Genomic DNA, 12,731 nt, shown 5'->3' on the forward strand with positions numbered 1-12,731 from the left:
AGTACATCGCACGTCTCGACAGCGAAAAGCCCGGGGTTCGCATGAACGATGGGCGCACCGACCGGCAGGGTCGGTTCTTCGTCGGCGGCATGGAGGAGGAAAGCGAGAGGCCCATCGCTTCGGTCTTCCGTGTTGATCCGGATCTGACGATCCGTCGCCTCTTTGACGGCGTCGGCTGCGCGAACAGCACGTGCTTCTCACCGGACGGGCGGACGATGTGGTTTGCCGATAGCCCGCGACGCGCGATCGAAGCCTTCGACTACGATATCGCGACGGGCATTCCGTCGAATCGACGCATCGTCGCGCGGACGAAAGGGATCCCCGACGGATCCTGTGTCGACAGTGAAGGCTACGTCTGGAACGCAGTCTGGAAAGGCGGTCGCGTCGACCGCTACGCGCCGGACGGACGGCTTGAACAAACGATCGAGGTCCCGGTGAACAAAGTCACCTGCGTAGCCTTCGGCGGCGCGGATCTCGACACGCTGTTCGTGACCACTTCGCGCTATGACGAAAGCGAGGCCGACCTCGCGAGACAGCCAACGGCTGGGAGCCTCTACGCGGTGAAGCCCGGCGTCCGAGGGCTGTCCGACGCACCCTACGCAGGCTGAGGCGCACCGCAGTCCGATCGCATCATTCGCTGGGTCGCGATGGATGAAACGGCGGTGCGTGCCGCTATCTCGTATGCGCTGTTGTCAGGCCACGGCATTGAATGACTCTGAAGCCGATTGCGGCCGAACCGGGCGCTGATCCACAACCAGGCAAAGAAGTGGGCGATCACGGCGCATAGGCGGCGAGCGCGATGCCGACGATGACCACGACAAGACCGACAATATTCAGCGGCAGCAGCTTTTCGCCGAATACCGCCGTCGCGATGACGGCGATCAGCGCGAAGCTTGCGGCCGAGAATGCTGGATAGGCAACCGAGAGCGGAACTACGACGATCGCACGAACGAACAGTAGCGCGTTGACAGCGCCGAGGGCGAGGCCAGCGCCAAAAAGCGGCCACCAGTAGCGCGCCGGAAAGCCCGCAATCGAGCGATAGATGACATACGAGCCGACGTTGAACAGCACCGCGCCACACAGAAGAAGGTACGCCCTTATCATCATGGCTCAAGCCCCTGGTTCGTAATAGCCGCTGTCTTCAGGCCGCAGCCTCGAGTGACTCTGGTTTGGCATAGACCCAGGGCAGAAGATCGTCGATGGCGCGGTTGAGATGGCCGTTGACGATCTTGGCGAGGACGTCGGCGAGATAGGCGTGGGGATCGACGCTGTTGAGCTTGCAGCACTCGATCAACGAAGCGATCACCGCCCAGTTGTCGCCGCCGCGATCGGAACCGCAGAACAGCCACGATTTCCCAGGGCGATGCCGCGCAGCCCTCTTTCGGCGGCGTTGTTGGAGAGGCAAACGCGCCCGTCCTCAAGGAATAGCGTGAAGGCCGGCCAGCGCTTGAGCATGTAGTTGATCGCGTTGACCAGATCGTGCCCGCGCGAGAGCTTCGCCTCAGCCATCGTCGCCGCGATCGCCGTCGCCGTGATAAAGCCGAGCCCGGTATTTGTGCGGCGACGTGCCGAAGAAGGCGCGAAACTGAGCGGTGAAATAGCTCTGGTTAGAGAAGCCGCAATCGAGCGCAATGTAGATGATGGGGTCACGCGTCGTCGAAAGGCGCCGAGCCGCCGTCTGCAATCGCGTGCGCAGGATGAACTCGCGTGGCGACAGATGGAACAGCATCCGGAAACGCGTGCGGAACTGGCTGGTCGAAAGGTTGCTTAGGGCCGCCAGATCGTCGATGCGGATCTTGGCGCCCAAGCGATCCTGGATATAATTGATCGCGACCCGGAACGACTGGAAACCCGCCGGCAGTTCGGTCGAGGCCGAAATCACCCGGGTGATGCCCATCAGGCCGACGACCTTCCCGCCTCGGTCGAATAACGGCACTTTGTTGGTCGACACCCAGACCAAATGTCCCGACTGATTTATTATGACTTCGATCCGGTTGAGCAGACGGACGCCGGTGGCCATGACGCGCTGGTCGTCCTCATAAATCTTCTCGGCGATTTGGCGCGGAAAGAAATCGAACTCGGTGGCGCCCAAAATCTCGGCGCGGTCGCGATAGTTGAGGGATTGAGCCGCCCAGGCGTTGCACGCCATCCAACGGCATTGCCGATCCTTGATGTAAAAGGAGACGTCGGGCAGGAATTCGAACATCTGCTCGATCGAGCCGCGATCGCGCAGACTGTCGAAGAATGCAACGACGTCCGTTTCGCAGAGCGGCTGGCGGGCGTCGACGCGAACGGCGTCGTGACTTTTGGATCCGCCCATCGCGACGGCCTCAATCGCTGAGACCGCCGAAGAGGACCGCGCTAGCGGAGCAGGGGCGCGATCGCGTGCGCCATGTAGAGGCCGTCGCGCGACGCGACGCGATCCGGATCATGCTCGGCCTCCTCGCCTTCGTCCTCGACGACGATCCAGCGATCGTAGCCGGTCGCGCCAAGATACGTCGCCACCCCCGGAAAGTCGAGGTTCCCTTCTCCCATGCATCGCCACACGCCGTCAGTGGACATGTCCTTGAAATGCACATGGGCGATCAGCGGGCGGTAGCGCTTCAGCAGGGTCATGACATCGATGCCGCCTTTAGCGATGTGCCCGATGTCGGGAATCCACTTCAGGACGCGGGCGTCGATTCCTTCCAGCATCCGCTCGTAGTCGCCGACGGTTCGGCAGACCGAACCGGCGGGCGAATTGGGATGATAGGCGGCGATCACGCCTCGATCCGCCGCTCGCGAAGCCAGCGCGTTCATGCAGGCAATTTGGTTGTCCTGACGCTCGCGCAAGTCGCTGCGGTCGGCGCCGGGCATGGGACAGACATTGAGCAGCGCCCCCGGGAAGTTCCGGGCGAGGTAGTCGATCGTCCAGTCGGCGGAGGCGCGCTCCGCCTCACTCTCACGCGCGCCGCGCCAATCGTGAACAATGCAAAGAGCGGCGAGATCGACGCCCGCCTGCTCCAAATGCCTCCGCATCAGTCCAGGGTCTCTCAACGCCCCAAGAAACTGCAATTCCGCTTCGACGCCGGCGAAGCCCGCCCGGCCGGCGACGGCGATGATGTGATCAAGTCGATCCAGATAGAGCTTGCCGCTCATTTGCCAGGCATACGTCTGGGATCCGATCTTGATCATGGTCGCTCCGTCCATCATTCACTGATGGCTCAATAGACATTCCAGCGTAGTCGCATTGAACCGTTCGACCGCCTCCCAGTCATGGGCGTGCGCGCGGCCTTCGAAAGTCACGATACGCGCGCCGGCGTTCGCGCGGCTGGCTCGCTCCAGCCGTGAGCCGCGCGCACCGCCAGCATGGCCGCCAGCACGTGTCGCCATGTCGCCGGGTCCAGCAGCGTTCGATTGGGGAACATGCAGCCGTCCCAGCACAGGTGGCGCATCGCTCGCGTCAACTCGCCGGATGCGTCGCGCAGCCACAGACCGGCGTGGCGAGGAATGTCGAGCAGACCGCCCGGATCGTCGGGCAAGCAATGGCGCCCCGTCTTGTCGTGCGCGCCCATTCCTTTGACCGAGCCGTCGTTCTGCGCGACGTGGAAATCGATGGTCCACGGCCTAAGGGCGTTGGCGATCACAACCAAAGCGCTCTCGAGCGCAGCAGAGCCAGCTCTGACCTGATCGGGCGAGACGAGCGCGTGTTCGGGGGCATTGTGGCCCACGGCGTAGAGCATGGTGTGGGCCATGTCGGCCTGAAATCCGACGACGTCAGGACGGCCGACCGCCTCCAACAGATCGAGCATATGCCGCCAGGAGTGCATCCCGCCCCAGCAGATTTCGCCTTCCAGCGCCAGCCGCTCGCCGTGATCGGCGGCGACGCGGGCGGCTTCCCGAAGGGTGGCGGCGACGGTCTTGGTGGCCGACGGATCGCGCGCCCAGACTTCGGGGCTGGTTGCGCTGTCGACGCGGATCACGTTCGCGGCGCGGACTCCGAGCTCGCGCAATCGCCGGCCGATGCCACAGGCCCGACTGACCATCTCGATATACGCGGCGCGGTCCGTGGCGCTGCCCATCGCCGAGCCGCCGCCGGTATCGGGCCAAACCGGCGCGACGCAAGAGCCGACCGCCAGGCCGTGCGACCCCACTAAGTCCGCCAGACGCGCGACCGCGTCGGGATCGGCGTCGATCGGCGTGTGGGGGACGGCTAGAAACAAGTCGACCCCGTCGAATCCAACCCCGTCCAGCTTGGTCGACGCCGTCAGCTCGAGCATGGTCTCGAGCCCGATCGGTGGCTCGGAACCCGGCCCTTTGCCGACCAATCCCGGCCACATCGCGTTGTGCAGCTTGGGAAAATTGTGCATGGCGCTAGGCCGCCGCGTCGGTGGCGCGCAGGAAGTCGTGTCCGTATCCCAGGCGCATGAGGATCTCGCAATGTCGAAGGTGACCACCGCCGACATGCGCGGTCCAAAGCAGCAGGTTGATTCCGAGCAGCATCCGGTCCTCCCAAACGCTCACCTTGATAGGCGCTTGAACTGCGTCATTCCTGGCCGGCCCGATCGAATTTTGTCACTTTTCGAACGTTCGCGACTCGACGAGCCGGCGGAGACGGCCCCTGTCGGTCATCTCCCGACAGCGACCAAATGGGTCTCCGAGCCGATTGACGGCTCTGGCCTGCCCCCTCCGGGTGGTCCGGATTGAATGTCAGTGCATCTGACCGCTGCGGCCACGGTTGGGGCGGGCGAGCGCGTCGCCCACAGCGTGATGGAGCCGTCGCGCGGGGATGATCGCCCGGGGGCGCCGGCGGGCGGTAGCCGAGCGCGCTGTGAGGCCGCACGGTGTCGTAGTGGACCCTCCACGGCTCGATCAGCACCGCGTTTCCGCCAAGCTGCAGAAGATCTCGCGGTTCAGCAGCTCGTCGCGGAGCTTGCTGTTGAAGCTCTCGCAATAGCCGTTTTCCCGTGGGCTGCCGGCTCGATGTAGGCGGCCTTCGATCCTGGTGTATCCGTCTGCGGGGGGCGGTGTCGACGATCGAACGGATTCAGGGAGCTGCGGGGGTCAGGCTTCGAGTCCCTCTATCGTGTGCGCCGCAGCGCGCCGATAAGTTCGATCCTGCCTCGGGACCGACGCAGAGCGTCGGAAAGACGCTTTGCACTTTTCCACGGCGCTGGTCGGCAATCAATGTTGGCCTGGGTCCAAAAGTCGCCCAGTAATGGGAGCTCCCAGAATTTCGGCTGCGAAAGATAGAAGGTGCCCGCCCCCGGCGGCGTCGTCGGGTCGCGAACGTTCGAAAAGTGACAAAATTCGATCGGGCCGGCCAGGAATGACGCGCTCCAAGCGCCTATCAAGGAGGCCGATTGGGAGGATCGGATGCTGCTCGGGATCAACATCCGCTACGACGTAAGTCAATAGCGGAGTCCACCATGCCCTACGTCAAGAATGAAGGTGTCAGCATCTTCTACGAAGTGGAAGGCGACGGGTTCCCCCTCATCCTCATCATGGGCCTTGGCGCCGACCGGACCGCGTGGGAGCCCCATAGCAACGAGTGGAGAAAACACTTCGCTTGCTACAAGATCGACAACCGCGGAATCGGTCTGTCAGATAAGCCGCGCGGCCCCTATACGACGGACGCGATGGCGACCGACGTTCTGGCCGTAATGGATCATGCCGGGGTCGACAAGGCGCATGTGCTGGGCGTGTCGATGGGCGGCGCCATTGCGCAGTCGCTCTACCGCCGCGCGCCGGCGCGGGTGCAGTCGCTAGTGCTCGTGAGCACTTGGGCGAAGCTCGACAATTTCGGCAAGGCGGTCTTCCACCATTTCAAGGCCAGCCGCGCGCACGCCACGGCAAGCCAATGGATCGAGACGCTCCAGCTTTGGATCTGGGGGCCGAAATACATGGACAACAATCTGCAGGATCTCCTCGACGCGCAGGAGATGGCGGAGGAAAACCCTTTCCCGCAGCCGCGCGTCGGCTTCGAAGGCCAATGCGACGCCTGCATCGGCCACGATACGGAGGGCGGGCTTGGCGAGGTGAAGGCGCCGACGCTGATAACCGTGGGCGACAAAGACATCTTCACCCCGATCCGCATGTCCGAGACGCTGCACAAAGGCATCGCGGGGTCGGAGCTGGCGGTCTTCGCCGACTGCGCTCATGTCCACCACTGGGAGGATTTGGAGCGGTTCAATTCCCGGACTGTCGCCTTCATGCAAAAGCACACGCCGGAGTAAGTGCATGTCAGGCGACATTCAAGTTCGACCGACAAACCTACGCTTGGCAGACGAGCGGCGCTCCCGAGACATGGTTGACGCATACGTGCGCCACGGCTTCGACGGAAGCACGCCCTGGGGCATGATCTCATGACGCGTGTTCTTGAAATGAAGGGCATCGTCAAGTCGTTTTCGGGGCAGACCGTGCTCCACTCCGTTGATTTCGAGGTGATGGAGGGAGAGGTCCACGCGCTTATCGGAGAGAACGGGGCCGGGAAATCCACCTTGATGAAAATCCTGATGGGGGAGTTTCCCTACGACAAAGGCGAAATTCTCCTCCGCAGCGCACCCGTCGGCATCGCTTCACCCGCAGCGGCGCTCAATCTCGGCATAGCGATGATTCACCAAGAGCTGAGCCCTGTCCCCGACATGAACATTGCCGAGAACATCTTTCTCGGCAGAGAACCCAACCGGTTTGGCATCCTCAATACGCGAAGGCAAGAGAATCAGACCGCCGAGCTTCTGTCCTCTCTCGGCCTTAGTTTCGATCCAAGAATGAAGATGAGAGCTCTCAGTGTGGCCGCGACGCAGCTCGTCGAAACGGCAAAGGCGATTTCCTACAACTCTCGTATCCTCATCATGGATGAGCCTACCTCGGCGATTAACGAGGCAGAGGTGAGAAAGCTCTTCGACATGATCCGCCTCCTGCGTTCGCGAGGCGTGGCGATCATCTACATATCGCACAAGATCGACGAATTGTTCGAGATTGCCAACCGCGCGACAATCCTGCGTGACGGACATCGCGTCGCCGGGGGGCAGATGAGCGAGCTGACGCGGCAGCAGCTGATCAGCCTCATGGTCGGACGCGAGCTCACCGAGATATTCCCGAAGGTGAACGCCACGGTAGGCGACGTGGTCATGACGGTGCGGGGCCTCACGCGTCGCAATGAGTTCCGCGACGTGAGCTTTGATCTGCACGCCGGTGAGATCCTTGGAATCGGTGGGCTGATGGGAGCGGGCCGGACGGAAATCGTCTCGACCATATTTGGCGAAAGACGGCCTGACGCGGGAGAAGTCCGCGTCCGGGGACGCGCCCTCATAGCAGGCAGCACACGTGAGGCCGTCCAACGGAGGATCGCATTCGTCCCCGAGGATCGCAAGAACCTGGGGCTGAACCTCACCGGGTCAGTCGGGGACAATCTGTCCATCGTGGTCGAGGGGCGACTCAGCAACGCCGGGATGGTGCGCAAGCGCATCGTTGAAAAGGCGGTCGACCGCATGATCTCAACCCTCTCCATCAAGGTGGAGTCGCGAAACCAGCGTGTTGGAACGCTGAGCGGGGGCAACCAGCAGAAGGTCGTCCTGGGGAAATGGCTGCTCTCCGAGCCGGACGTTGTCATCCTCGACGAGCCGACGCGAGGCATCGACGTCGGAGCCAAGGCGGAGATTTACAGGCTCATCGGCCAGCTCGCCGCGAGCGGAAAGGCCGTACTCATGATCTCCTCCGAAATGCCGGAGATCATGGGACTGTGCGACAGGGTCATCGTGCTGCACGACGGCGCCTTGATCGGCGAGCTTTCGCGGGCCGAGCTCTCACAAGAGAACCTGATGACGCTCGCCTCCGGGATGAATTGAGCGGTTTGACGGCGAACGGAGGGGCAGAGGTGCCAGGAGCAATCGGAACGAACAGGATCGGGGGTCTTCTTGCGAAAGCAGGAATACTTTGGGCGTTCCTCGGACTCTTCATTATCCTTTCAATTCTGTCGCCGGCTTTCATCACACCGAACAACCTGATGAACGTCATCAAGCAGATGTCCGTCAACGGCATCATGGGGATCGCCATGACGTTCGTGCTGATTCTGGGCGGCATCGACCTATCAGTCGGTTCGCTCATCGCCTTGACGAGCGTCTGCGCCGCTTTTTTTGCTAGGCAATCTCTCGATCTGCCACTGATCGTTCCGATTGCGGTCTCGCTCCTCGTCGGGGTAGCGGCGGGCGCGATCAACGGCTTTGGAATCGCCTACGTCGGGATTTCTCCTTTCATCATGACTCTCGCGATGATGAGCTGCCTTCGCGGGCTTGCGCAGGTGCTGAGCAACGGTTCGCCGATCTTCGGCCTGTCGAAGCCGTTCAACGGCATCGCCAACGGGTTCGTCTTGGGGATTCCGAACCTCGTCTACTTCCTCTTGGTCATCCTGGTGATCGGAATCTTCGTTCTGCGCAAAACCGTCTTCGGAAAATGGGTCTACGCGATCGGCGGAAACGAGGTCTCCGCCCGTCTTTCGGGCATCAACACGCGCTGGATCAAGGTCGTTGTCTACATGGGCAGCGGCCTTCTCGCCGGCGTGTGCGGCGTACTGATGGCGTCCCGCATAACGTCGGGAAGCCCGATCATCGGAGTCGGCTACGAGCTGAACGCCATCTCCGCCGCCGTCATCGGCGGAGTCAGCATGTCGGGGGGAACGGGAAATCTGCTCGGCACACTCATCGGCGCGCTCATCATAGGGGTGATTCAGAACGGCCTGGATATACTCGGCGTGTCCGCGTTCTACCAGCAGATAATCCAGGGACTCATCATCATGGTGGCCGTCTTCCTGGACATCAAAAGCAAATCAAGAATCTAGTCGACGCGGACGTCCACGTTGGATGGACGGACGCCATTTGAGGAGGAAGCAGGAACATGAAAAAGGCAAATCGAGTCGTGGCAGTGGCTGTGGCGGCTACGGCTCTCCTCGTCGGAGGAGCGGCGCTCGCTGCAGGGTCCGCGGACAAGAAGGTGAAGAACTTCGCCTTCTTTATCTCGCATCAGCAGAACGAGTTCATGGTGGGATTGGCCCAGGCGGTCGTCGACGCGGGCAAGGAACAGGGCGTGAACGTCAAGGTCTATACTGGCGACAGCGATCCGGCGAAACAGAACTCCCAGGTCGACAACGCCATCGCGCAGAAGGTGGACGGCATCATGCTCGACCCGGCGTCGTTTGATGGGCTCAGCGCCGCGGTTCAGGCGGCCGTGGACGCCAAGATCCCCATCATCACGGTTCACGAGAGCGTCTCGAACCAGGATCTGGCCGCCTCCTACGTCGGGGTGGATCTCAAGCTCGGCGGTCAACGGGAGATGGAACAGGTGGTGAAGGACCTCAACGGGAAAGGGAACATCGCCTTCATGTACGGCGCCTTGGGGCATCCGGCTCAGATCGCCATCACCGAGGGAGGGAAAGAAGTCCTGGCGAAGAACCCAGACGTGAAGGTCGTGCTCGAGGGGACGGGCAACTGGGTCGCTCCCGACGCCTTGAGCCTCTCGGAAAACTGGATTTCCACGGGCAAGCAGATCGACGCCATCGTCTGCAACAACGACGGCATGGCGCTCGGAGTCCTGCCGGCCCTCCGATCCGCCAAAAAGATCGGGGTTATCAGGCTCTACGGGTTGGACGCTCCTCCCGAGGCGATGAAGGCAATCAAGGCGGGCGAGGAAACCGCGTCGATCTACAATGACTCCAAGACCGAAGGGAAGAAGGCGGTCGAGACAATGATCGCTGTGTCGGAAGGCAAGCCGGTCGATAAGCAGATCATCATTGCCCCCATCGTCATCACCAAGGACAACGTCGATCAGTATCTGAAATAGGCTCTAATCACGGGGGGAACGCTTCCCCCCGTCTTTCCACTATGATGTAGATCGGCGTGGGTGGGCTGCCCCCTCGGGGTGGTCCGGCTTGAATGTTGGCGCATCTGACCGCTGTTCCGCCACCCTTCTTTGGACCGCCGGAAGTTAGAGCGTTCCGGCTTTGTCACGCCGGCAGGCTGGATGCGCCGGCGAGGTTCATGAGGGAAGCCGGGGGCTTATTGCCGATAGCCCCGTGCGGTCTGTCCTCGTCGTAGTACTTGCGCCAATCCGCCAATTTTTCGCGGGCGTCCGCAAGGGTCAGGAACCAGTGCGCGTTCAGGCGCTCCGCCCGCAGGCGCCCGTTGAACGCTTCGATGAAGGCGTTGTCCGTCGGTTCGCCTGGCCGCGAGAAGTCCAGCGTGACGCCCCTTGCATAGGCCCAGAGGTCGAGATCTTGGCTGACGAACTCGGAGCCTTGGTCGACGCGGATCGTCTTGGGATAGCCTGTGGCCGCGCAAACCCGCTCCAGGCTCGCAACGACGTCTTCGGCGCGATAGCTGAACCTCGGATCGATAGCGGGCGAGTACCGGCTGAACGTGTCCACGACGGTCAGAACCCGGATCTTCTGCCCGGCAGCCAACTGGTGGGTTGCGTCAACAACGGTCGTTGAGAGCATGTCCGCGGCTGCGTCATTAGCCTTCGAACGCCCGCTGCAGGTTTCTAAGTCCATCTGCGGCAAGCGCGTCCTGGCTTTCGGCGAGCGGCCGCCAGATCGAGACAGCGCGTGCGATCTCCTTGATTTCAGGCGTGAAGGCCTCGATCACGATCGGCCCTTCGAAGCGAACGTCGCGCAACGCCGTCGCGATGTCGCGCCAGGGCAAGTGGTCATCGCCGGGCGTTCCACGGTCGTTTGAACTGGCGTGGAACTCGACAATCCGCCCCGCGGCGCGCCGAATGGCGGCGGGAATGTCTTTCTCTTCGATGTTCATATGGAAGGTGTCGAGGAGCAACCCGACGTTGTCGGCGCCGACGTCCTCAAGAAGCCGAAGACCCTGGTCGACTGTGTTGACGAGGTCGGTCTCAAATCGATTCAGCGGCTCGACGGCTAGACTGACCTTTCTCTCGGCCGCATAGGCCGCCGCCGCTTTGAGGCTTGCAACCGCTCTGTTCCACTGTTCGCGACGCGCGCTTCGGTCGAGGAGACGCGTATTGCCGACCGCGGCGTACATGGGTCCCGAAACGAACGGACTCCCCAACGCCCTCGCGAAGTCGATGCATCGATCGAGATAGGCGACACCCGCTTCACGGATCACCTCATCCTCCGAGCTCAAATTTCGGCTCGGCCCGAACGCGCCGCATATCGTGACAGAGACGCCGGCCCGAGCTGCGCGCTCATGGATCGCAGAAGGATCGATCGTCTCGGGATCCTCGACGCAAATCTCGATAGTGTCGAACCCGATCGCCTTGACGTGGTCAATGAGATCGAGCGTTCGATTTGAGAATGGCGAGGTCCAGATGAACGTGCTTGCGCCGTATCGCATTGCCAAATTCCGCTTGGGGCGCGTCCCGCTCGCTGTTGAAATTGTCAAAGCGGTCGTTGCGCATTGAGATTTACGCGGCCTGAGCGATTTGAACAAGAACCCCGTCGGAAGTCGGCCGTTGGCCTTGTTTTGCAAGAGCGGTGCGAAGAGCCGGCAAATGCTTGTACGCCTTCAGCCGACGGAAGCCCTTCAACGCTTCCTGTATGGCGGCGGTCCATCGCAGAGCCATTGATGGCAAGCGCCGTCGCGGGCGGTCGCCCGCCAACTGGCGAGCGGCGTGCGCGCCGAGTACGCCGACCTCCTGCCGAGCGCGCTCGCCTGCTTCGAGGACGATTTCGAAGCGTGCGTCGCCCACTTGCGTCTGCCCGTCGCGCATCGGCGCGTGACGCGGACGACGAACCTGCTCGAACGGCTGTTCGTCGAGGAGCGCCGGCGGTTGAAGATCATCCCCAACGGCTTCGGCGAAAAGCCGGTGCTCAAGCTGATGTTCGGCGCCCTCATCCGCGCCGCCGAGCGCTGGCGCGGATTGCGCTTCACCGAGTTCGAGCTGCGCCAGCTCGCCGCCGTCAGAAAGGAACTCGACGAGGAATATCAGGCCACGATCACGCCACAGGCGAGGTCATCCCAACCCCGAGTTTCCGGCAAATCCGCGCCTTGACCGTTATTGGCGCTGGGCCGTGGCCGATTTCCTGTCTACGTTTGCCAGCGGTTACCTAGTTAAGCACTGGGTGTGCGCTCGGCGAAGGGACAACCTGCTCCGCAGACGGGTCGACCGATCGCAAGATGATCCGCGACCGGTCCCGGCAACCCAGGGAAGCGAACTCGAGCGCGTCCGCGCACTCCAACCAAGCGATGCGACAAAGCTGCGACACCGCTTGGTCGCCGCCATCATTGACTAATTTACTGTATACTGTAAAAAGTGGTTATGGACTCCGTCGCCAGCAAAGCCTCTTCGGTCACCCGCTTTATCGCGGAACGCCTCCTCGAAATCGAGCCGGGCCAACGCATTCCGAAGACGTCCGACATCGCAAACGAACTCGCGGTGGGTTTCGGCACCGTCGAGAGGGCATTCACCGCCCTCCGCGACGAGGGCGTCATCACGACTCGCGCGCGCGGGCAGATGGGCACGTTCCTCGTCGATCGGGACCTGCGCAGGCAATGGAAGGCGGCGGGCCTGGGAACGGTTATCGGGCTGTTGCCTTTGCCGAACGCCATGCCCTTCATCGGCCTCGCAACGGGCGTCACGGCCTGGTTCGAAACCACCGGCGTTCCTTTCGCCATCAACTTCAAGAACGGCGCCGAGTCCCGATTGACGGCCCTCGCCGAGGGTCGCGCCGATATCGTCGCTCTATCCAAGCAAAGCGCTGAAACGGTCTGTCGTCGCGACGAAGCTTT

General features: G+C 62.2%; 12 protein-coding genes and 4 pseudogenes. 7 read left to right on the plus strand and 9 right to left on the minus strand.

The features are described from left to right. Positions 1 to 608 (plus strand): SMP-30/gluconolactonase/LRE family protein (locus ABSF49_RS15370; RefSeq protein ID WP_424113531.1); only part of this gene is annotated, 608 nt, incomplete at its 5' end. Positions 609 to 774: 166 nt separating this feature from the next. Here the strand turns inward: ABSF49_RS15370 and ABSF49_RS15375 are convergent. From ABSF49_RS15375 to ABSF49_RS15405, 7 genes and pseudogenes are all read right to left on the minus strand, one after another. Then, positions 775 to 1,071, minus strand: a complete 297-nt coding sequence (locus ABSF49_RS15375) for a hypothetical protein (RefSeq protein WP_424113532.1) — start codon at positions 1,069 to 1,071, stop codon at positions 775 to 777. A gap of 70 nt (positions 1,072 to 1,141) precedes the next feature. Then, positions 1,142 to 1,500, minus strand: a pseudogene (locus ABSF49_RS15380) (transposase domain-containing protein); the annotation flags it as partial. Between the two features lies 1 nt (position 1,501). Beyond that, the gene (locus tag ABSF49_RS15385; RefSeq protein ID WP_424113533.1) at positions 1,502 to 2,320 is read right to left on the minus strand and encodes a helix-turn-helix domain-containing protein; all 819 of its coding nucleotides are present in this window, start codon (positions 2,318 to 2,320) and stop codon (positions 1,502 to 1,504) included. Positions 2,321 to 2,361: 41 nt separating this feature from the next. Continuing rightward, positions 2,362 to 3,174 (minus strand): sugar phosphate isomerase/epimerase family protein, encoded by an 813-nt coding sequence (locus ABSF49_RS15390; RefSeq protein ID WP_424113534.1) that lies wholly within the window; start codon positions 3,172 to 3,174, stop codon positions 2,362 to 2,364. A gap of 107 nt (positions 3,175 to 3,281) precedes the next feature. Further along, complete coding sequence (locus ABSF49_RS15395; RefSeq protein WP_424113535.1) at positions 3,282 to 4,349, minus strand: sugar phosphate isomerase/epimerase family protein; 1,068 nt, start codon at positions 4,347 to 4,349, stop codon at positions 3,282 to 3,284. 4 nt (positions 4,350 to 4,353) lie between these two features. Further along, on the minus strand, positions 4,354 to 4,482 hold the full coding sequence (locus ABSF49_RS15400) for a hypothetical protein (RefSeq protein WP_424113536.1): 129 nt from the start codon (positions 4,480 to 4,482) through the stop codon (positions 4,354 to 4,356). Between the two features lie 298 nt (positions 4,483 to 4,780). Continuing rightward, a pseudogene (locus ABSF49_RS15405) lies at positions 4,781 to 4,982 on the minus strand (integrase core domain-containing protein); the annotation flags it as partial. A 426-nt stretch (positions 4,983 to 5,408) separates the two neighbouring features. Here ABSF49_RS15405 and ABSF49_RS15410 point away from each other — a divergent pair. The 4 genes from ABSF49_RS15410 (at position 5,409) to ABSF49_RS15425 (ending at position 9,816) form a co-directional block, all read left to right on the plus strand. After that, the gene (locus tag ABSF49_RS15410; protein ID WP_424113537.1) at positions 5,409 to 6,215 is read left to right on the plus strand and encodes an alpha/beta fold hydrolase; all 807 of its coding nucleotides are present in this window, start codon (positions 5,409 to 5,411) and stop codon (positions 6,213 to 6,215) included. Between the two features lie 129 nt (positions 6,216 to 6,344). Next, positions 6,345 to 7,829, plus strand: a complete 1,485-nt coding sequence (locus ABSF49_RS15415; protein ID WP_424113538.1) for a sugar ABC transporter ATP-binding protein — start codon at positions 6,345 to 6,347, stop codon at positions 7,827 to 7,829. A gap of 158 nt (positions 7,830 to 7,987) precedes the next feature. Beyond that, a complete protein-coding gene (locus ABSF49_RS15420) occupies positions 7,988 to 8,818 on the plus strand; it encodes an ABC transporter permease (RefSeq protein ID WP_424113539.1) in 831 nt (276 codons plus the stop codon). Positions 8,819 to 8,874: 56 nt separating this feature from the next. After that, complete coding sequence (locus ABSF49_RS15425) at positions 8,875 to 9,816, plus strand: sugar ABC transporter substrate-binding protein (protein ID WP_424113540.1); 942 nt, start codon at positions 8,875 to 8,877, stop codon at positions 9,814 to 9,816. 163 nt (positions 9,817 to 9,979) lie between these two features. Here ABSF49_RS15425 and ABSF49_RS15430 read toward each other — a convergent pair. Further along, positions 9,980 to 10,453 (minus strand): annotated as a pseudogene (locus ABSF49_RS15430) (integrase core domain-containing protein); the annotation flags it as partial. Between the two features lie 34 nt (positions 10,454 to 10,487). Next, positions 10,488 to 11,432, minus strand: a complete 945-nt coding sequence (locus ABSF49_RS15435) for a sugar phosphate isomerase/epimerase family protein (RefSeq protein ID WP_424113541.1) — start codon at positions 11,430 to 11,432, stop codon at positions 10,488 to 10,490. Between the two features lie 136 nt (positions 11,433 to 11,568). Here ABSF49_RS15435 and ABSF49_RS15440 point away from each other — a divergent pair. Together ABSF49_RS15440 and ABSF49_RS15445 are read left to right on the plus strand one after the other, a co-directional pair. Next, a pseudogene (locus ABSF49_RS15440) lies at positions 11,569 to 11,934 on the plus strand (transposase); the annotation flags it as partial. Between the two features lie 327 nt (positions 11,935 to 12,261). Then, positions 12,262 to 12,731 (plus strand): YhfZ family protein (locus ABSF49_RS15445; protein WP_424113542.1); only part of this gene is annotated, 470 nt, incomplete at its 3' end.

The organism is Roseiarcus sp., from assembly GCF_049514155.1.
Taxonomy (GTDB): domain Bacteria; phylum Pseudomonadota; class Alphaproteobacteria; order Rhizobiales; family Beijerinckiaceae; genus Roseiarcus.